Annotated in this window: 19 protein-coding genes and 1 pseudogene; 14 read left to right on the forward strand and 6 right to left on the reverse strand. The window is 52.0% G+C overall.

Annotation, left to right across the window (positions count from 1 at the left end; genetic code table 11):
* Positions 1–6 precede the first annotated feature (6 nt).
* Positions 7–717, reverse strand: a complete 711-nt coding sequence (gene xerC / locus Z052_RS00100; protein WP_099288419.1) for a tyrosine recombinase XerC — start codon at positions 715–717, stop codon at positions 7–9.
* Positions 718–973: 256 nt separating this feature from the next.
* On the opposite strand from xerC, the gene Z052_RS00105 reads away from it, so the two are divergent.
* The gene (locus tag Z052_RS00105; RefSeq protein WP_099288421.1) at positions 974–1,390 is read left to right on the forward strand and encodes a nuclear transport factor 2 family protein; all 417 of its coding nucleotides are present in this window, start codon (positions 974–976) and stop codon (positions 1,388–1,390) included.
* Here Z052_RS00105 and Z052_RS00110 read toward each other — a convergent pair.
* Positions 1,387–2,535 carry a hypothetical protein gene (locus tag Z052_RS00110; RefSeq protein WP_099288423.1) on the reverse strand — a complete coding sequence of 383 codons (1,149 nt, stop codon included), beginning with the start codon at positions 2,533–2,535 and terminating at the stop codon, positions 1,387–1,389. The genes Z052_RS00105 and Z052_RS00110 overlap by 4 nt on opposite strands.
* A 103-nt stretch (positions 2,536–2,638) precedes the next feature.
* Here Z052_RS00110 and Z052_RS00115 point away from each other — a divergent pair, with 103 nt between their 5' ends.
* From Z052_RS00115 to Z052_RS00155, 8 genes are all read left to right on the forward strand, one after another.
* Positions 2,639–4,012, forward strand: a complete 1,374-nt coding sequence (locus Z052_RS00115) for a sulfatase (RefSeq protein ID WP_099288425.1) — start codon at positions 2,639–2,641, stop codon at positions 4,010–4,012.
* Positions 4,013–4,116: 104 nt separating this feature from the next.
* Positions 4,117–5,190, forward strand: coding sequence for a glycosyltransferase family 4 protein (locus Z052_RS00120; RefSeq protein WP_099288427.1), 1,074 nt, complete (start codon positions 4,117–4,119; stop codon positions 5,188–5,190).
* A 329-nt stretch (positions 5,191–5,519) separates the two neighbouring features.
* Entirely contained in the window at positions 5,520–6,653 is a 1,134-nt protein-coding gene (locus Z052_RS19505; protein WP_144049935.1) for a glycosyltransferase, read from the forward strand.
* Positions 6,654–6,729: 76 nt separating this feature from the next.
* Positions 6,730–7,488: an SDR family NAD(P)-dependent oxidoreductase gene (locus Z052_RS00135; protein ID WP_099288433.1), complete on the forward strand. Its 759-nt coding sequence runs from the start codon at positions 6,730–6,732 to the stop codon at positions 7,486–7,488.
* A 66-nt stretch (positions 7,489–7,554) separates the two neighbouring features.
* Positions 7,555–8,610 carry a hypothetical protein gene (locus tag Z052_RS00140; RefSeq protein WP_099288435.1) on the forward strand — a complete coding sequence of 352 codons (1,056 nt, stop codon included), beginning with the start codon at positions 7,555–7,557 and terminating at the stop codon, positions 8,608–8,610.
* Between the two features lie 79 nt (positions 8,611–8,689).
* Positions 8,690–9,655, forward strand: coding sequence for a D-2-hydroxyacid dehydrogenase (locus Z052_RS00145; protein ID WP_099288437.1), 966 nt, complete (start codon positions 8,690–8,692; stop codon positions 9,653–9,655).
* Between the two features lie 120 nt (positions 9,656–9,775).
* On the forward strand, positions 9,776–10,924 hold the full coding sequence (locus Z052_RS00150) for a methyltransferase (RefSeq protein ID WP_099288438.1): 1,149 nt from the start codon (positions 9,776–9,778) through the stop codon (positions 10,922–10,924).
* Positions 10,925–11,161: 237 nt separating this feature from the next.
* Positions 11,162–12,100 carry a glycosyltransferase family 2 protein gene (locus Z052_RS00155; protein WP_158228634.1) on the forward strand — a complete coding sequence of 313 codons (939 nt, stop codon included), beginning with the start codon at positions 11,162–11,164 and terminating at the stop codon, positions 12,098–12,100.
* 43 nt (positions 12,101–12,143) lie between these two features.
* Here the strand turns inward: Z052_RS00155 and Z052_RS00160 are convergent, their stop codons facing one another.
* A complete protein-coding gene (locus Z052_RS00160; RefSeq protein WP_099288442.1) occupies positions 12,144–12,989 on the reverse strand; it encodes a hypothetical protein in 846 nt (281 codons plus the stop codon).
* A gap of 187 nt (positions 12,990–13,176) precedes the next feature.
* On the reverse strand, positions 13,177–14,433 hold the full coding sequence (locus tag Z052_RS00165) for an NAD(P)/FAD-dependent oxidoreductase (RefSeq protein ID WP_099288444.1): 1,257 nt from the start codon (positions 14,431–14,433) through the stop codon (positions 13,177–13,179).
* Between the two features lie 244 nt (positions 14,434–14,677).
* On the opposite strand from Z052_RS00165, the gene galU reads away from it, so the two are divergent.
* The 4 genes and pseudogenes from galU (at position 14,678) to Z052_RS00185 (ending at position 18,632) form a co-directional block, all read left to right on the forward strand.
* Positions 14,678–15,544, forward strand: a complete 867-nt coding sequence (gene galU / locus Z052_RS00170; protein WP_099288446.1) for a UTP--glucose-1-phosphate uridylyltransferase GalU — start codon at positions 14,678–14,680, stop codon at positions 15,542–15,544.
* Positions 15,541–16,473 (forward strand): UDP-glucuronic acid decarboxylase family protein, encoded by a 933-nt coding sequence (locus Z052_RS00175; RefSeq protein WP_099288448.1) that lies wholly within the window; start codon positions 15,541–15,543, stop codon positions 16,471–16,473. Before galU ends, Z052_RS00175 begins: the two co-directional genes overlap by 4 nt.
* Positions 16,474–16,548: 75 nt before the next feature.
* Positions 16,549–17,676 carry an NAD-dependent epimerase/dehydratase family protein gene (locus tag Z052_RS00180; RefSeq protein WP_099288450.1) on the forward strand — a complete coding sequence of 376 codons (1,128 nt, stop codon included), beginning with the start codon at positions 16,549–16,551 and terminating at the stop codon, positions 17,674–17,676.
* Positions 17,677–17,886: 210 nt separating this feature from the next.
* Positions 17,887–18,632 (forward strand): annotated as a pseudogene (locus Z052_RS00185) (IS1595 family transposase).
* A 76-nt stretch (positions 18,633–18,708) separates the two neighbouring features.
* Here the strand turns inward: Z052_RS00185 and Z052_RS21320 are convergent.
* On the reverse strand, positions 18,709–19,104 hold the full coding sequence (locus Z052_RS21320) for a helix-turn-helix domain-containing protein (protein WP_144049936.1): 396 nt from the start codon (positions 19,102–19,104) through the stop codon (positions 18,709–18,711).
* Position 19,105: 1 nt separating this feature from the next.
* Complete coding sequence (locus Z052_RS00195; RefSeq protein ID WP_099288454.1) at positions 19,106–20,242, reverse strand: AAA family ATPase; 1,137 nt, start codon at positions 20,240–20,242, stop codon at positions 19,106–19,108.
* A gap of 163 nt (positions 20,243–20,405) precedes the next feature.
* Here Z052_RS00195 and Z052_RS00200 point away from each other — a divergent pair, with 163 nt between their 5' ends.
* A complete protein-coding gene (locus Z052_RS00200) occupies positions 20,406–20,615 on the forward strand; it encodes a hypothetical protein (protein WP_099288456.1) in 210 nt (69 codons plus the stop codon).
* The last annotated feature ends 29 nt before the right edge of the window (positions 20,616–20,644 follow it).

The following is a 20,644-nucleotide window of genomic DNA, read 5'->3' on the forward strand; positions in this document are numbered from 1 at the left end:
TAACGTTCAAAGCTGAGTTGGTAACTGCACCTCCTCACCGGCTGTTTGACTCTTCCCCAGTACCCGAATCACACCCGCTTCGGGATCCACGTCCGCCCATGTGACACCTGTCCGGCGCGAATCATTGGGATCACGGAGAAGTTCAGCGCTCCGCGCGCCAGAGTACGCGAATAGGTAGACGAGCGCTCGGTCCCGCGCTTCCTCTACAGCGTTGCTCCCTTGTTCGGAGATCGCGTCGTGTGCACGCTCATCCACGTACTGAACGAAGGCCGTTCGCTCCTGCGAACTCCAGAATTGCTGGCGATTACCGTTCGCGCCGAGCGACGCATCGGGCAATTCCTCCAGAGCCGGCTCGTGCTCGGCGGGGTTCTCTTCGCGGTATCCCCACTTTACGCAGTAGGTGAAAAACGCGCGGACAAGAGCGTAATATTGCTGGGCAGTCCGTCCTGTGATACCTGCCTCATCGTCCTGATCCGCGACGCGTGCGTCGGTTCGACGGTGAAGGTATTCGGCGTACTGCATCATTGTTCGTCGCGAGATGTCGCGTACGGTCTCGACGGAGTCGGGCGTCCAGTCGATGAACGCCGTGAGGACACGGTCGGCTTCGCGGGCGTAGTTCCCGCCGCCACCAGGCTTGGCTTTCTTCTGTACCCACTCCTCAACGGCTTTTTCCAGGGGTTTGTGGGCCTCTGTATCGGTTGACCGGCGTTCGGGCATTGGGATGGCTGATCCCAGGGCGCCGACCCACTAAAATCCACTTGTGCTTATTCGAGTAAGCGCAAGTGTAGTGGGAGAGGATATTAATCTCTAATATTGGAACGTACAGGGCTTCTACTATCAGAATCCCATCCTGTGTGTATGTGATAAACCATATAGCGGTATATAGAAAATCTTCGTTGGGAAGCACCTCAGGTAACACAACAGACGTTCCACAAATCGTTTAATAACCACTCTGTGTACAAAGAGCGCATAGATGGGAGAATCCGATAACGTCGAAGTGGTTCGCTCACTGTACGAACTTCTTGACCGCCGTGACATCGATGCGTACATGGAACGCTTCGCAGATGATGTCGTCTGGATCGAACCAGAGGGCAGCGAGTTCGGCGGGACCTATCATGGCAAGGAGACCGTTCGAGAGCTCATGACGTCAACGGTAGCCGAGTGGTGGGAGGAGTTCCACGTAGACATTGACCGGTTTATCGACGCTGGGGACACGGTTGTCGCAATCGGAACCGAACGGGGTGTCTACCGGGACACTGGCGCTGAAATGGCCGCGAAAGCAGCCCACGTCTACGACCTAGAGGACGGGAAAGTTGTCCGGATGGAAAGTTTCGTTGACAGTGCGAAAATGCAAGCGGCCGTCAATGCGGACACGACAGAATTGGATTAGCTCGGCGCAGAGGACGTAGCGACACTGTCGACATACCGTTCGAGACGATCGCGGAAGTAATCGTGATTCTGGCAGTCCTCAATTTCGCGGCGAGCGCGTGCCACGACGTCTTGGTAGAAGGCCTCGTCAGTCTGTAGTCGCTCTGCGAGCGCGATTGCTTTCGGGACATCGTGTGGTTCAACACTGAGGTCAGGGAAACACCGAGCTTGGAAGTCATTGTGGATGTTGCCGATACACGGAACACCCATACCAGCGAGGTCAGCTGCTGCCCGGCCTGCCGTTGCACGCATCGAAAGGATAACTGCGAAGTCGAAATCTGCGATTCGCTCGTACATACCTTCCTCGATGAACCCATCGACTGAGAGGAAGTCAAAGCGTTCCTCTAGCCCGTCAGTGTCGGGACGCTGTCGATCACGGATACCGATAATCTCGCCGGTATGCGGTGTTCCGTTCTTCCGGACTCGGTCAAGAACCCGTACATTTGAGTAAAAGTTCGCTAAATCAACGTTCCACGTCGCGATGCCGAGACAAGCAGCGTCTCGTCGGTCTTCACGCGGCAGTGGTTCATGCGGAAACTGGTTCTTGGGGACGGGCAGCGACATCTGGATGACGTTCGGTCGATGTGGAGCGATCCACTCCCGAAACTGCTCGTTAAACGCGATATAGCCGTCCAGTTTCTCGACTGTATCGAAATGTGCAGCCTGCATTGTTGAGGAGGTCTGCGCGAGGTCTTGGACCGCTTCCTCTTGGATTCCGATGAACGAGACATTGGGGCATTCGTCGAGAAGATAACGCAGGTAGTAATGATGCATCCAGAAGTGCGAGATACAGACAACGTCATAGTCGCCAATATCTACTTGCTCACCTGTCGCCAGCTCAACCTGGGTGGAGAATGACTCCGGCTCAGAAACGACGTAGCGCTCGTCGTAACAGGTTCCCGTCGGGTAGTGAATTGACGTTTGTAACACCTCCTCATCGCGTAGGTCGGAGTGTTTAAACTGGACTGAGTCGCCATCTGTTGTAACCGGCCACCCAACGTCGGCATCGAAGAGATCCCCAATAATCGATGTGTCGAAGTTGCTCGGTGCATCCGTATCAGGAACGTACCATTGATCCTGTAGAAACACCATCAGTATGTCGGTCATCGTGTCTCTGCAAGCATTCTCACCACCCTGGTTAATAGTTCATTCGTGACAATAGTGCTACAATAATAGTGATAGCATTTGGCTAGAAACCGACTATCCATCAATGGTCTCAGAACAACCGAATGTACTGTTAATCTCGGTAGATAGCCTCCGTGCAGACCAAACATCATTCTGCGGGGGGTATGAGGGAACAACACCATATCTCGACGAGCTAGCCACCGATTCAACAGTATTTCAACGAGCAATCACCCCCGCGACCTGGACGCTCCCCTCACACGCGTCGCTGTTTACCGGCTTATACCCACCAGAGCATGGTGTCTTCGACCGTGGTGACGCTCTCGGAGAAATCCAGACACTGGCAGAAATTCTCGCCGGACGTGACTACGAGACTCGCTCCTATGGTTATCTTGAATGGTTCCAACTAGGGGGAATTCTACGCGGATTCGACCACACAAACACCTCCCGACTCGGGAATTCCGACAGTGAGTCACTCTCAACCCGAGCTATAGACCGAGTACTTGATACCCTGGGCGACCGCCGCTGGCAGGTGCTAGAACTCGCACGAAGCTTATCCTTCTCTGGGTTCAATCGAGCTGACCACCGAACCGTCGATACTGTACTCGCCGACGCCACAGAAGTCAACGAGCCGTTTTGTTTCTTCGTGCATCTGAATACAGTCCACTGGCCGTATACCCCACCAACCCCCTACCATCGGCTATTTTCGGACATAAGCTGCCGTACACTCCTCGCTAACCGTTCGTACTGGCAACAGCGGATATTCTTCAACAGAGGAGCCGTAGCCTCCGGTGAAATCGAAGTCCCGAAGACAATACAACAGCAAATACGTGAACAGTACCGAGGTGCTATCCGGCAAGCCGACGATCAGATTCAGCGACTGCTCTCGGGACTCTCCGAGCACATTGACCTTGAGGAAACCCTGGTTGTCATTCTTGGCGACCATGGTGACAACATCGGCGAAGAAGGATTGTTTGGGCATCACTTCTCAGTCTCTGATTCTCTCATTCGAGTGCCACTCCTTGTGCACGACCCGACCGAAACGTTAGACACGGGGATACGCACTGATGTCGTCCAGACCCTCGATGTTTTCCAAACGCTAATGGATCTCCTAGACATTAACATCGATCGCTCACAGAGTACATCGCTACTCTCCCAAGAAGCACGCGAACACGCCTTCACATATTACGATCCGCCAAACTCGTTCGTCGACTATGTAACATCCCAATCACCGCGTGCAGCAGACCGAGCAACCCCCAAGTACAGTGCGTGGAATTCACCGGAAAAGAAGGTTATCTGGCTACCCGAAGAGGAGACCTATCAGGGAGCAAGTGATGGAGAGCTGAGGGAGACACTCCGGAACCACTACGCGGCACTCATTGAGAACGACCGCTACCATGATAGCGAAGGAGATGTCGCTCAGGCGGCAGTCAAGCGGCTAGAACAAATGGGATACCTGTGAACTGCCCGAGGAGTCAAGCCCCGGCGGGCTCGGCTGTCTCCATCTGTAGACGCGAAACGACCGACGGAAAAGGTGAAGTTGTGTACAGAGAACAGTAACCTGTCATGAGGATTGCTCTAATCACCGCACAGGATCCATTCACGGACACCGCCGGCGCAGAGCGGACACTCACACGCTGGCTCGAGTATCTTAGCAACCAGGGATGGGACGTCGACGTCATCACGTATGGTCCTCCAACGCAAGGAAATCAAGCAGACCCACCCTACAACGTGATGCGCTTAGACGATAAGGCACCACTCGGGACAATCGTAGACTATCTACAGACAGATCCGCCGGATGTCGTCCTCACACAGGGCGGATGGTCAGATATTGCGCTCTGGGCCTCCGATGAGTATGATGTCCCCTGTATACTGTGTGTGATGAGCAACTTCGAACTACAGATTACTTCCGGACTTGCTGCCGATGCAGAGCCAACACACATCATTGCGGTCTCGGATGAGTTCCGTGCTAGAGCAAAAGGCGTCTACAAGTGGACTCCTGCAACAACGATCTACCAACCTATCGACTTTGAGTACTATTCGATCACTGGTCAAGAGCGTGCGTGTTACACGATGATAAACCCCGTCGAAACTAAAGGCGGGAAAGTATTCCGCGAACTCGCACGCCAACGTCCGGAGGATTCCTTTTTAGCGAAAATGGGATGGAGCCACCAACGCACGGACGATAACTCCTTTAATCGGGATATCTATGATATCTTCTCACAATCTCTCGACTTCTACCTGCTTCCCCCCGACGAACCAGACCTAGACACTGTCAAAAACATCGAGTATGTCCAGGAAGGAGATATCCGAGAGATTTATCGGCGAACGAAAGTACTGCTGGTTCCCTCGCAGTGGGAGGAATCATTCGGGCGGGTTGTAATCGAAGCGATGCACAATGGAATTCCGGTTGTCGCAAGTAAAGTCGGCGGGCTACCGGAAGCGTGTGACGGAGCTGCAATTCTGGTTGAAGAATACGACTCAGTTGATGCCTGGTCGGCTGCTCTCGACAAACTCGGAGACGATGAGGTCTACGAGGAGTATGTCGCTCGTGGACAGAAACGAGCAGAGCAATACCGGAACAAGATGGACGCTCAATTAGAGACGTTCGCAGAGGTCGTCACGTCAGCAGCCAACTGACCCTCCTTCCAGGGGTGTAGTGGTGGATGGGGCCTGATAACGTAGCGAAGAGACGGAACACGTGCCGGAATAGGCACGGGCGAACTCCCTGTCCCACGGGAGTTGAGCGAACCTCAGTACTCTACAGCCTTCCCGTTGTTCGGAAGGTGTGACGGCAGCCATCGGGGGCCGTGGACGCCCTGACCGTGACCCACGACGCTGTTCGAGGTTATCAGACCGATGGTATCGTGGGAGTGTCTGACTAATCCACGGGAAGCCTCAGGGCTTGACTCCGAGGCGGTTCACTACGCCGAAACGATAAACTAGGTGTCTATCAGAGAGGATGGTAAATGACTGATGTCTTAATGGCGTTCCTATCGGATAATTCGTACACACCAGCGTCAGATGCGCCAGTGCCGTTCAGTAACGTCATGTATGGAGAGTTAGTTGACGCCGACATTGGATATCCAGTGTTGGCTGATGGAACTCCTGTCCAGACGGCGCACGTTGACCGGATGGATGAGGTGTTCGAAGCTGAACCAGCAGTTCCAACGAGTGCGATGCTCTCTGAGCGGTATTGTGCCACGCAATCGGCCGAGTACACTGGTGAAGTGAAACTAGAGTCTGGAGAGACAGTATCCATCTCAGACTACGATGTAGTGTTCGTTTCATTCCTCTGGATGTACTATGGGTATATCTGCTACCTTGATACCGAATATCCTGAGAATCCGATCGTCGGTATTCAAGAGGAATCAGTTCGAGACATAACAGCTTGTTCGGCTCAACTACAAGGATTACACCGCGAGGCGCTTGCAGCACTAGACGCAGTTGTGGCTATCAACGAACGCTATCGGGATTGGGTTGCGCCGTATACGGAGACGGTCAGTTATCTGCCGCTGCTTATTCCAGACGACCAGTTTGAGAGCGTCAATATGCAAACCCAAGCGACACGGAACGGTAGAACCGTTTGTGTCGGGATTGGAACCGCGAATATGGATTTCTCGAACCTCTACTCTAATCTCCTCGTCGTTAATCATCTCAGAAATGCGGGCCATGACCTTGATGCGGAAATTATCGGCCTCAAGCCGTATCAGAAGCGTCGCTTCGCACCGCTTGTAGAACAGTTCGATTTCCTGACTCCCACAGGATATATCGACGACGGATACTATGAGCACATTGCGGAGATGGATCTTGCGGTGTTACTCACAACGCGGGCAACGACAGGACGACCCGCATCCGAGTTTGCCGCTGTTGGCGTCCCCTGTATTGGAACACCTGAAAACACACACCAACGCCTCTGTTTCCCCAACCTGTGTGTCGAACCATTTGATTCAGATGCTGCGATAAGTCACGCCCAACGCCTGCTGACCGATCCAGATTTTTACCGTCGAACGGTTCAGTCAGGCCGTGATAACGTGCGTCGATTACAATCCAAAGAGGAGACTCGCGAATCACTCAACCAGCTAGTTAACACAATAACGTGAGTTCTCCTGTCTCACCGTCGGCGTCGCGACCAAGAAAGCGATAAACTTCTTATAGGCGGCTGTCATCTCCTGCGCTGTGCCATTTGACTTTGAAGGAAAAACGGCGATTGTGACAGGTGCAGGGTCTGGAATCGGCCGTGAGTCCGCACTCCGTTTTGCGGAAGGGGGAGCAAACGTCGTCGCAGCGGACATCGTAACTGAGGCAGTAGCAGAAACAGCCGAGCAAATCGAAGCTAAGGGGGGGACAGTTACAGTAGTTGAAGTTGACGTACAGGAACCGTCCGATGTTCGGTCGCTTGTCGAGACGACGCTCGACACGTACGGAAGCGTTGACATCGCCCACAATAATGCTGGCATTGAGGGGGATGATGGACTGGTAGAGGAGCAGACAGAGGCCAACTGGGAGCACGTTATCGATACTAATCTGAAGGGTGTCTGGGCGTGCCTGAAACACGAGCTCCCGGCGATGGCTGAGGGCGGGGGTGGTGCCGTAGTCAATACGTCGTCAATCTCCGGGATGACGGGCGCAGGAAGTACCCCGTATGTTGCAAGCAAACACGGCGTGATTGGTCTTACGCGCGCTACTGCGACTGAGTACGCACAACACGACATCCGCGTTAACGCTATCTGTCCAGGTGCGACCAATACATCCCTCGTCCGAAATGGTAACGGCGAAGTCCCGGAGGGGACCCAACAATATATCCAAGCAGTACCACTCCGACGACTCGGAGAGCCAAGTGAGATTGCGGATTCAGTAGCGTGGCTTTGTTCCGACCACGCCTCGTTCGTGACAGGAGGAGTCTATCCGGTTGATGGAGGGTATACAGCGCTCTGAGAGCTTGATAACTCGATAGTTAGACTGTCAAGTGGTATTATTATCCAGTGGGGGTAATCCCGCTCTATGGGCGGCTCAACATCAATTACGGATTTTCGCGATGGCGTGCAGATTCTTGATGCGACGCTTCGGGATGGAAGTTACGTCAACGACTTCAACTTCACGGCAGCGCAGACAAAGACCATCTGTCGAGCGCTGGAAGCAGCAGGGATTGATCTGATCGAAGTTGGGCACGGCGCAGGGATTGGTGCGGGCCGTTCACCCGCATTTGAAAGCGCAGCTGAGTCGGATGAAGACTACATGATTGCGGCGGCTGAAGCATGTACTGAGGCTAATTGGGGGATGTTTTGTTTCCCAGGGCTCGGCTCACCTGATGGGATTCGACTGGCCGCAAGCCACGGGGCGGATTTCGTTCGTGTTGGCTGCCACGTCACCGAAGTTGAGAGTGCAGAAGAGTATATCAATGCTGCACAGGAGGCGGGCATGTTTGTTTCGGCAAACATGGTGAAGACGAACGCGGTCTCCCCCTCCAAGTTTGCCGCAAAGGTCCAGACTGCTGAGGAGTATGGGGCAGATATGGCGTCTATCGTCGATTCCGCTGGTGGACTAGTTCCAGAAGATGTCCGCAGATATGTTCAAGAGGCCACGTCGCGCTGTGATCTCCCTATCGGGTTCCACGGCCACGATAATCTTGGATTAGCGGCAGCAAACTGTGTCGCAGCAGTGAAAGCAGGTGCTGCTGTCGTCGATACGTCACTACAAGGATACGGGCGAAGTGGTGGAAATGCGCCGACGGAGACAACAGTTGCTGCTCTAGAGAAAGCAGGGTTTGATGTCTCCGCTAACGTGCCGGAGTTGCTACGAGTAGGCCACAAGCATGTGGGCCCGCTTAGAGACAATGGAGGGTGGGATCCGTTAGATATAGCAGGCGGTTACGCCGACGTTCACTCCGAACATATCCCCGTTATCCTTGAATACGCTCGCGAGTACGATGTTGACCCGGCCCTTCTCATGCGTGAGGTTAGTAAACATGACAAAGTATACGCGCCACCAGATCTAGTTGAGGAGCTTGCGGAATCGTTGAATGCCGAAGATGGCGGGTCTGTCGCCGATTACCAGTAATTCGGCTACTCTGGGAATATCTCGAAAGTGTCCTCGCAGTGAACGGCACATTCTTTTGATGGGCCGTGATGACTGCGGTATGGTCGAAAATCCGGAAGTGCTACTACTACATCGAACACCGCCGGAAAGCGAGGGGACGGTTAGTGAACTTGCAGAGCAGATCCAATCCCAGATACCGGACATTGATTTAGTGCAGGCGACGGATCGATCAGATGCGCTTGCCAGGCTTGAGACAGCAGAAGTTGTAATTGAGCATGGGTATGACGAACGGATATTCCAGAATGCACCGAATTTAGCGTGGGTACAGTCCCTGTCTGCTGGCCATGACCGATATGACATTGAATTCTTCAAGAAAAACAACGTCACTCTCACGACAGCCTCTGGTGTACATGCAGTCCCTGCCGCTGAACATGTCTTCGGGTCGCTGCTGATGTTTGAGCGCGGTCTTGACCGGGCTCGACAACAGCAATCCCGACAGGAGTGGAATCGATGGTCACCAGGTGAAATGGCCGGGAAAACGATGGGAATTGTCGGCGTTGGGGCTATTGGAAGTCGCGTCGCAGAATTAGCACGTGCACATGGGTTAACCGCTCTCGGGACAAAGCGTGATCCGACGACGGGCGGTAGTGCAGTCGACAAAATGTACGACCCAACCGAGCTTCACCGTCTTCTCGGCCAATCTGACTACGTCGTCCTTACGTGCCCACTTACTGACGAAACCTACGGTCTCATTGACCAGCAAGCCCTTGAGTCAATGGCAAGCACAGCAATTCTAGTTAATGTAGCACGCGGTGACGTCGTCAAACAACAACCACTAGTTAGAGCACTCAAGAATGGCGAGATCGGCGGCGCCGTACTAGACGTATTCGCATCTGAGCCGCTCCCTGAAGACTCCGCATTTTGGAATTTGTCAAATGTAGTCATTACACCACATTTGGCGGGTGGGTCACCTCGGTTCTTTGAGCGCGTCGCAGAGCTGTTCGCAAAGAACTTCACACGGTTTACTGGGGGAACAGAGGAACCGCTTCGGAACCAGATCGTCTGAGCAATCCGATAGCTAAATTCATGAATTGGCTCAGGACCAAGTCAAAAGACACTCGCCTTGCTGATCTGTGGATGTCGATCGAACCGTGCTTGTTTAATCATCCACCGCTTTACAAGTGGCATGAGTGATGCAGATTCGAGCGATCTTCTTCGAGTCGGAGAGCGGGAAGGGAGTGAGGAATATACATTCCGGACACGTGATGGGCTTTTATCTACAGACGAGATTCGTTCTGCGCCGATTGCGCTGCTAGATTATGTTGCTGTCCAACCGGATGATGATATTTTAGTGGTGGACGGTAACTATGGGATGTTAGGTGTTATTCTCGCAGATCTTGCGCCAAACGGGGAGACCGTTGTTACTGAAACTAGTGCACGAGCGGCGGAAACATGTCGTAAGAACGCTGATCGAAACGGTATTGAGAATCTCACTGTTGAACTTACAGCAGATATCAGCTCAATCCGAGATGGGTTCGACCTTGCGGTCTATGCGCCGAAGCCATTTAGTCCGGTTGATGTTGTAAACGAGCGAATGGCTGAAGCAGGTACTCGGCTCTCGCCCGGCGGGAAATTCTACATTTCAGGGGCAAAATCGGATGGGATTACTCGGTACTCGGATATACTCTCTGACCTCTTTACTGACGCTAATCGGTTAGGGATAGTTGAGGCATGTCACGTCTACTGTGGGACAAAGAGTGAGGCGTTCCAACGGAAGCAGTACTTAGAAGAACACGAATTTCGCGCATCCGTTGGTGACTACACATGCCGATTTCTGACTGTCCCCGGTCTGTTTTCCTGGGAGAGTCTAGACGAAGGGACAAAAGCACTATTGGAGAATGTAACAGTACCTAGCGAAGCTCGAGTTCTTGACTGCTGCTGTGGATATGGTGCGATTGGTGCCTTCGTCGGTGCCCGGACCGACTGCAAGCTGTGGGCAACAGACGATGATGTTGTCGCCACTACGTATGCGCGCCGGAATTTAGAGCGAAATGGGGTGTCTCCGGAGGCGGTTGTCACAGGCGATGGAACCGATGCTGTAGCAACGGACACGTTTGACGTGGTCCTATCGAATCCACCAACACATGCAGGTCAAGGGGTTACGAAGAAACTCTTCTCCGGCATTCATGAGGTGCTTGCTAAGGACGGCGCAGCGTATTTCGTCGCAAATGAGATTATGAACTATGAGGAGAAACTCAGTCGAGATTTCGAGTTTGCTGCATCGGTCAAGGCAGAAGCAGGGAAATATAATGTCATCTGTGCGAAACCGGAGTGACATTCTCACTGATCTAGAGGCCATGGCATTGCAATACATCCAATCGATTCCGAAATGCTAGTCAGTTGCCGCTAACAGCCAGATTAAGTTCATTGCTGTCTTTGTTTCCTATCTACATCGGGTGTGATCTATGCATGTGTTGTATTTCCCTGGTCTTCTGTGTCGTAATTGCAAGCACGCTCATGGCAAACTAGCACTAGGTTATGTAAAGTAGATGCCTCAATGATTGACTCTAATATGAGCGCGAACAAGGAGCTCTCGCAACTCTCTGTCGTGGTCGCCACATACGACAGGCCCGCGGAGACAATCGACCTGCTCAAATCGGTTCGGGAGTCTGTTGCATTCTTCGAGAACGTCAGTGATGCAGACATCGATGTTGAGATGCTCGTCTGTACGAAACATGACGAAGAGGAGACGATAGCTGCCGTCAAGCAATTCGGATGGGGTGCTGTTCGAATACTGGCAACTGAGAAACGCCACGCGTCGCATAACCGTGATGTCGGGTTCCAAAACGCCAACGGAGAATACATCCTCAGTACGGATTCTGACTGCCTTGTTGAGCGAGACTGGATCGACATGGTAGTTCGTTCGATCAAGGAACATGACTACCCGAGTGCGATCCAGGGAGCGAACTATCTCGACTATCCGCCGGAGAGTAACTGGGTGACTCAGTTCGAATGCCGGGATGACCGAGAACGGTTCAAGTTCGAAAGCGCCGACGGACGGAATCTCATCATACGAAGTGATGTCTACCGCCAAATTGGGGGATATGATACCGAACATCTAGACTCGATTTGGGCTGAAGATAACTTCTTCGCCGAACGGGTCAGAGACCACGGCGGAGAGTTTGTGATGGATGCTCGAATCCGAGTCCAGCACAGATATTCGCCAACAGTGCTTGGGAATTTGAAGCGATACAACCGATATGGACGCGGTGCAGTCCACGTCTACCGTTACGACCCCACCCTCTACCGCGAAATCTCGGCCCCACTAAAGCAGTGGTATTGGTGGCTAGCGAGTGCCATTGAAACATTCAAAAGAAAACCTTCCAGAGAAGCAATCCGAGATACCACATATCACTTCGCCAGGACAGTCGCATATACGATAGGCTTCCTCCAAGGGGTCATATTCTTCCTGCGAGAAGAACTAGGGCTCATCGACGCAACCGAAGCCTGAGACTGCGCTGAGTGAGATTCTGGTTCGTTAGCGCAAAAAGACGTCAGGGGGTTGCTTGGCTGAGGACAGCTACCTTGTCAACCTCGCCACGGACGTGTTCCGGTGGTTCAAAGTTCACGAGTAATGTCGTGAACGAGGAATTATCTAAGGGGAGATCCAGTGTTTTTGGTTTTTTATCAAAGAACGCAGCCTTGGCTATAGTAGCATGATCATAGGTCAGAATATAACCGTACTCCCCCTCCTGTTGTTTCTGCTGTTCATCAAATTGCGTCTTCCATTCATCCAGCGACTGATAACTCGTTTGGTAACCAAGCCACTCTTTTTCTTGTAGGAGGAGCGTTTCGTTGTGTTCTGTGATCTCGGGTTCAACAGAGATCCGTTCAGTTACGTCAACCCCTGCTTCAGTGAGTACCTCAATCCGCTCTGGATTGTTTGTCATCAACTGAACGCTGGTTATATCGAAGTAATCGAGTATCTCGATTACTGGCGTGTAATCTCGGGCATCCAGTTCCATACCGAGATCGTCGAAAATTTCGCGTTCATCGTGACGTCCCTCATGCTGGCGGTACTCATAAAGCTCGAAATGCATCCGAATCCCATGTCCACGTGCGTCATCATCAACGGCATACATCACAATCCCATGGTTCCGCTGAATCATCTCTTCTAACGCGAGTTCGAACTGCTCACCACAGTCGCATTTGAGGCCACGGAAAACGTGACCGAAGATACACGCTGATTCGATACGAAGGGGGATCGGTTGATCCGTACTGTCACCGACGATACCGACAACGTATCGGGAACTCTCGAACTCGAAGTAATAGAGCTCAAATTGGCGAACCTCCGAGTCATCAATTTGAATGGGCCACTGTATCGGTCCGATTGGGTTCATCTTATTGTATGCTGAAGTGTACTGTATATCATTGTTTCTCTTGCGGCGAAAGGATGACGCGTACGTCCAGATACGGTCGGTTGGGTTTACGTCCGGGTCACAGCGGTATCATGAGGAGAGGTTCGATTTGACTAGAAGCGGGAACACGAATCCAAAACAGGCCGCAACATATCTTACGCGAACATACTTACGCATCACCTATGTGGTGTGTTGAAGATTCGATTTGGTTAATGGTCTCGTAGGCTTGTTCAACGATGTCTTTGATCCAGATGTACTGATAGGTGCTCACACGTCCGAGATTATATAGATTATCAAGATTTGCGAGTTGGGCCTCGATCTGTTCGAACTTCTCGATTTCAGAAGCTACTGGAAGCGGATATGCCCATGGCGCTCGGCGGGCGACAATATCTCTAACGGTCGCTTCGATCCTCTGATCTGCGAAAAACTCTCGAATGTATGTTGCGAACCAGTCATCACTCCGCGTCCAGAGGTTCTCATCGGTGAAACAGGGGAATTCGAATGTCGTTACAAACTCATTCGCTTCGAATTCTTGGTCGGTGAAACTGTACTCGGTGAGCCGCGTGAAATCGTAGTCGTTGGCAAAGTACCCCCAGTAGACTTGTTCCGGGAAAATCGAGTCGGTATCAAGTTCAAGTTGTGCGCCGACGATAACCATACTCCGGTAATTCAGTGATAAATCAGTGTCTGCAACGATGCTCGGGTCAATAGTATTGATGTAGATATCACTCTCGTATTGTCGGCCTGATTCAGTCTGAACCCCTTGAATTTCGCCGTCCTCGGTGTCTAAGCCCTGCACCTCGTCAAACACGAGGGTACAGTCAGAAATCATCTCCGAGAGAATGTCCACATACTTCTCTCGTGGGTAATACACGTTTGAGTCGCCGAAGAACGGTTGCTCAGTCTCCGGGAAGTTGATTTTGTAGTCGAACCAATCGCCAGTTATACGCGAGGGGTCAACCCCCCAGTGTTTTTTCGTGTAATTATGGAAGTACCGTTCATAGAATAAGGACCCGACTTGCTCAGTGACAAATTCGTCAAAGGTATCTCCATCTGGTTCCGACGTAGCGTTCTCAAGTTGCTTGACCATCTCTTCTTCATCTTCCCACTTTTGCGCATTCGCCTGCGTAACTGGATAATGGTGAGGATCCGATAACTGGCCACGAGGATAGGACTTCGCGTATGGTTCGAGTTCATCAAGCGTGCTAAAACGCGAGAAGAGATCCTTAACATCGGACTGACCGTCCTCAAAAAAGAGAAGATGAGGCGCTGAGTCACAGTACGTTCCGTCATCGAACTCAATATCACGGAGTAACCCTCCAACAGCATTTTTCTCTACTATCGTAACTTCGTAGCCGCGTTTCGAAAGCAGATACCCGGTTGTACACCCCGCGATGCCTGCGCCGATTACAGTGGCAGTTTGCATAGTAGATTGCTCACACCCCTGTATTGTAAATCATTGGTAATTGATACTAAGAGGTCGGGAACGACCAGTATTTGAGGGTGATAATATACGTTCGCAAAATCAGCTAATATCAGAGGGGTTCGTTCAGGCAGCCGTTGCTCTCTAGCGATACAGGTAAGGAACCCGTCACGACCTCACCAGTACTTACAGGTATTTTCGGAAAGGGAAACTGGTATTACACTCACATATAGAGGTGGGACAACAGATGGATGTCTCAAAAGCAGTGATTCCGGCTGCCGGGTTTGGGACGCGATTCCTCCCCGTCACGAAGGCACAGCCGAAGGAGATGATGCCAGTACTTGACAAGCCAACGATTCAATATGTAGTCGAGGAAGCCATTGAATCCGGCATCGATGATATTCTCATCATCACAGGAAGGGGAAAGCAGGCAATCGAGCGCCACTTCGACAAATCCTTCGAACTCGAAGAAGAACTTGAAGCTGCGGGCAAGACCGATCGACTCGATCAGGTGCAAGAGATTGCTGATCTCGCAGACATCCACTACGTACGTCAGAAAGAACGGAACGGACTCGGTGATGCTGTTCAGTATGCCCGGAAACACGTCGGTGACGAGCCGTTCGCACTCCTCCTCGGTGACACGATTATTGAGAGTAACACACCATGCACTAAATCGCTAATCTCGTACGCTGAAAAGCACGAATCATCCGTATTGTCTCTGGAGCGAGTTCCATGGACAGAGGTCTCCAAATATGGAGTTGCTGAGCTCAGCGACGATGCCCGTACCGAAGCTTCCTTCCCAATCGAGGATTTCGTCGAGAAACCATCGCAACGCGATGCCCCGTCGAACCTCGCGATCACCGGCCGCTATGTGTTTACCGCGGAAATTTTTGACCGACTCGACGAGACCACGGTCGGCGTTGGTGGTGAACTTCAACTGACCGACGCTATTCGCAAGTTAGACAGCATACGTGGCGTCGAACTTACGAGCGAGCGATTCGACATCGGAAATATTCCTAGCTGGTTGCAAGCGAATATCGAGATGGCACTCCGCCACGACAACGGCGATATGAACGACGCTGTTGAGGCGCTCATCCAAGAGTACAACCAATGAGCCGAATACTTGTTACCGGCGCTGCGGGGTTTCTTGGCAGCCACCTCTGTGAGTCCTTACTCGAAGAAGGGCATGAAGTAATCGGGATGGACAATCGAGTTAGTGGACAGGCTGCAAATCTCGACAATATCCTCTATCACGAGCGTTTTACATACCACGACCATGACGTAACGAAATTTATCCACGTCGATGGGAACCTCGATGTGGTTTTGCATCTTGCAAGCCTTGCTTCGCCTGTATTTTACCGCGAACACTCGATTAAGACACTGAAAGTAGGGGCACTCGGAACCCACAAAACGCTCGGATTAGCCAAAAAGAAAGATGCCACCTACCTATTTACCTCAACAAGTGAGGTGTACGGCGATCCGGAGGTCAATCCCCAACCGGAGGACTATCGTGGAAACGTTGACCCGTATGGTCCTCGCTCGTGTTATGACGAATCCAAACGGTATGGAGAGTCACTGGTCCGAGCCTATCGAGATGAACACGACCTCGACGTTCGCGTCGCCCGTATTTTTAACACTTATGGCTCTCGGATGCGCCTTGATGATGGACGTGTCATTCCAAATTTCATGAAACAAGCCCTTACCGGTCAAGATCTAACAGTCTACGGTGATGGAAGCCAGACACGGAGCTTCTGCTATGTTGACGATATGATTGATGGGTTACTAGCCTTACTTGAGTCGGATATTGAAACTCCAGTGAACCTCGGTAATCCGGATGAACGGTCGATTCAGGAACTCGCCGAAGTCGTAATTGATGTTACGGGAAGCGATAGTGGAATCACTCACGAGTCGTTGCCACCTCAAGATCCAGAAGTACGGCAGCCAGATATCACAAAGGCCCGTTCTGAGCTTAACTGGAAACCAGACATTCAGCTGCGTGACGGATTACAGCAGTCAATGGGATTCTTCGAACAAAAAATATAGTCGTCAGTTCTGGTGCCATTTCGCAATGAGCACCCCAACCTAGTCTTTTTCAAACCGCTTTGGGAATACTTTCCTATGACTCACGTGCTCATCACGGGAGGGGCTGGATTTGTTGGCAGCCATATTGTCGACGAATACATCAACGCCGGGTATGAGGTCACAGTCCTCGATAATCTTACCGACCAAGTTCACACATCTGAGCCAGACTATCTCAACAGCGAAGCAGAGTATGTCTGGGGTGACGTACGCGATCGAAAATTGATGTCTGAATTACTGGCATCAGCAGACATCCTTAACCATCAAGCCAGCGCGGTTGGCGTCGGCCAGTCGATGTACGAAATCGAACACTATGTGGATGTAAACACACTAGGTACGGCCCGTCTGCTAGACATCATCGTCAACGAAGAAATTCAGTTGGAAAAAATGGTTGTCGCCTCCTCAATGTCCATCTACGGTGAAGGCGCATACCGCTGTTGCGCGTGTGACGAGGTTCGATATCCCGCCCTCCGAAATAATTCTCAAATGATACAATACCAGTGGGAGCACCATTGCAACCAGTGCGGCAGTCAACTCGAACCTATGGCAACCCCCGAAGAGAAGCCACGCGACAGTACAAGCATCTACGCAATCACCAAGAAAGACCAAGAAGAGATGATGCTCTCAATCGGGCGGGCTTACGATATCCCCACGGTCGCGTTACGATATTTCAATATCTATGGGAGTCGCCAGGCACTGGAGAATCCGTATACAGGCGTTTGTGCAATCTTCTCCAGCCGAATTAAAAACGATAATCCCCCGCTAGTGTTCGAAGATGGTGAGCAGATGCGGGATTTCATCCACGTCAGTGATGTTGCACGAGCAAATCGTGCCGCGATCGAATCAGATGTAGCTCACGGAGCAATCAATATCGGCACAGGCTCCCCGAAGACGATCACGGAAGTCGCCGACATGCTCATCCAGTTGTACGGAAAGACCGATGAGATTGAGCCTGTAATTGCTGACGACTATCGACAGGGAGATATCAGGCACTGCTATGCGGATATTAGCAAAGCTCAGAAATTACTTGATTTCGACCCTCAGGTCAGCTTCGAGGACGGGATACGTGAGCTCGTCGAGTGGGGGCGTGAACAAGAGGCAGAAGATCGGTTTGATGACGCGCATTCTGAACTTGTAGAGAAGGGACTCGTCGCTCGGGAGTTCTGACAACGCCCGTCTGATGAATCTATGGGGCATCTATTTACAACTGCTAATCAGAGATCAGAAGCGTGTATGGCGTACACACCGGAGTTGGAAGGCTCTGTGATACGGCGTTAGTTTGTCTTTCGCTCTTCTGTAGGAGATTGCTGATACGGTTAAGTAGCAGCTGTGGAGTCGAAGAGGAAAAGGGCACCACGTCAGCGATGTCCTACACGAATGATCCCCCTGGAAGTGTTTGGGTCGGAATCGGTCCCAGCGGATCTGCTGCAACAGGTTCGCCGGCGTGACGGTGCCACTTGTCCCCGCTGCCGTTCTGTCCTGATGGTCAATAACGGCAGCTACGGGCACTTTCAACGGTATCTGTGTAACGATTGCGACCGCACGTTCAACGACAAGTCCGGCACGATCTTCATCCACTCGAAGGTCGGACTTCGGAAATGTTGTTCTCGATCTACGCGTTCCTCCGGTTCAACACGAGCGTCCGCCAACTCCAGCGAGAGATGGAGCTCACCTACAAGACGCGCCTTCCCTCACACTCGAAGAACCCGTCGAAATAGACAAAGTGTACGTTTCTGCCGGGAGGAAGGGGAGTGAGCGCGACTCGCGGTCGCGCTCGCGTGGCCTGTCCACGCGCGGACGAGGAACCACCCGTGTTCATTCTAGTCGATCGAGGCCCCAAACAGCGGTACGTGACCCCAGCGAAAGCCGCAGACGAATCGACTCCTGCAGGCGGTCGGCCAGCAGTAGTCGCTCGCCCTCCATACTGACGGCTTTCGTGCATTCGAATCGCTTGAGGAGGACGACGAATTTGACCGTGAATACGTCGTCCACGGCGACGGCGAGTACGCTGATAGAGGGTGCGACGGTGGCTCTCACCGCACCGAGGCGTCTCAAAAGATAAGCTGATGTAGTATCTCCGAGCGTTTCTGCTCCGACGAGAACCCTTCCGAAAACCGGGATGAGATGATCTCAAACACGCTGTTTGAGCCACTCTCTGAAATCAACAATGTGCTACACATAAGCGTTAAAATTATCTAGTTACTGAAACGGATTAAGAAACCGACTCAACCGTGACACGATTCCTTTTGTCGATTTGTCGGTCGGGTTCGACGACGCTCCAATTACGTGAGAAATCTCAATGTGATCATCACCACGGCGAACCGTCATCTGGATTTTATCAGACTGGGTATTCCAATCACCATTATGATTACTGACAACACCCTGTTTCTCAAGTGCCTCGAGTCGATCCTTGACGTCCCGCATGTCCATGTTGATTCCACGAGCGAGATCGCCAGTAGTTACAGGTTCATTCGCATAGAGGTACTCAAGGATACGAAGACTGGGCCACGTAGCGACTGTTTCGAGAAACTGTACCTCTTCGGCTTGGTCCTCTCCAAAGAACCGTTCAAGTTCTGCCTGTGATGGGATTTGCATGTTAGCTCTGCGAGATGTTCGAGAGTTCACGACCCGTCTGATCGGTTAGCTTGTACTCGATACCCCGGTTGCCGTCGGTCGCTCGAATGAGGCCTTCTTTTTCGAGTTCGGTCAGCGACTCTTGAACATTGTACGCGCTGGCCTCGACGGACTCACTGATTGCATTCGCTGTCGAGCCACCAGCCTCGTTCAAGAATTTGACTATATCGAGCGCTAACTCGGACAGCTCATCAAGCTTCTGGGCGGCGTCGTCTGAAAGGACCTCGCGGACGAACTCGAAATCGATCACCCCGATCTCTTCACGAGCAGCTTCCTCGATAACTTTGTTACACTGTCGGCGAAGATGGCGGGGATACGGCGTAACGTCTTGGTGAAGCAGTTCCACTGCCTCCCGTGTGAATGGTTCTACACTCTCATCATCGTGTGTACATCCCGAATCACCGTTCCACTCACTTGCTTCACAGTAGAATCGAAGTCGCTTATTCACCAAATCTGCGGCCCCGCTCGGATCGAGCCCGGACAATGTGATTTCATCGCCGATCCGATCTGAGAGCGGCTCGATTTTCGAATGGATTTGATCGAGCATGTGGGCCGTTCCATTAAATACCACTACAGGCTCCCAGTCGTCGATATCTCGCTGGAGATGGAGTATCTGTCTGAGAGTCCCATCGCTGCCGTTGATAACCTCGTCGTAGAAGATGACTGTGCGAATGTCGTTTTCGTAGCGCTGTTCGAGCGCTTCCATGATATCCTCATACAGATCGGCTTGGCCGGCCGTGGAGTCTACCGGCTCGTTGAGTTCGTCAAGAATACGTTTCGCCATGGTCTTGCTGTAACGACCTTTTTGAACGGGGACGAAAACCGGTTGATAGCCCTCGATATCTTGAAGTACCTCATACATCGTTCTCGTGAGAATGGTCTTCCCGGTCCCGAACGGTCCGGTGATGAACGTATTGATGTTCCGTTGGATGTTCTCGCGGAGACGTCGGAGCTCGTCCTCGTAGCCAGCGAAGAGCCGTGGGTCGGGCCACTGTTCGGCAAAGGGGTTGTTCTCAAACTGATGGCCGTCCGGAGCGTACGGCCAATTTCCCCCGGATTCGAACTCTCGTTTCATCTCCGAAATCAGATCATCGGTCATTCGTCTGTCCGATTGCGTTGGTACGATATTTAATGTGGCGGCTCTACCCACTAGACTAGCCTATTCAACGTTATCTACTCAATCTACTTTGATAGTGCTAATAGCAATATTAACAGTAACAACTATAACAACCCTCTTCGAATGCCAAAATGTGGTGTTAACCATGGGAGAGCGAATTCACGTCGAAGGCACGGAGGTTCCGGTCGAATCGGGGACCACAGTCCAGCAACTCAAGGAGCGACTGGGACGAGACGATGGGGAATTAGCGACCTACGAAGAAAACGGGGAGGTCAAAGTCCTCGGCGATCGGGACATCGTCGCCGATGCTGTTCCCGAGGAGACGAACATTATACTCACGGACATAAATACGTAAACACATCTGGGATTTCGACCCGGTCGAGT

Source organism: Halorubrum sp. C191 (assembly GCF_002727095.1).
Classification (GTDB): Archaea; Halobacteriota; Halobacteria; order Halobacteriales; family Haloferacaceae; genus Halorubrum; species Halorubrum ezzemoulense.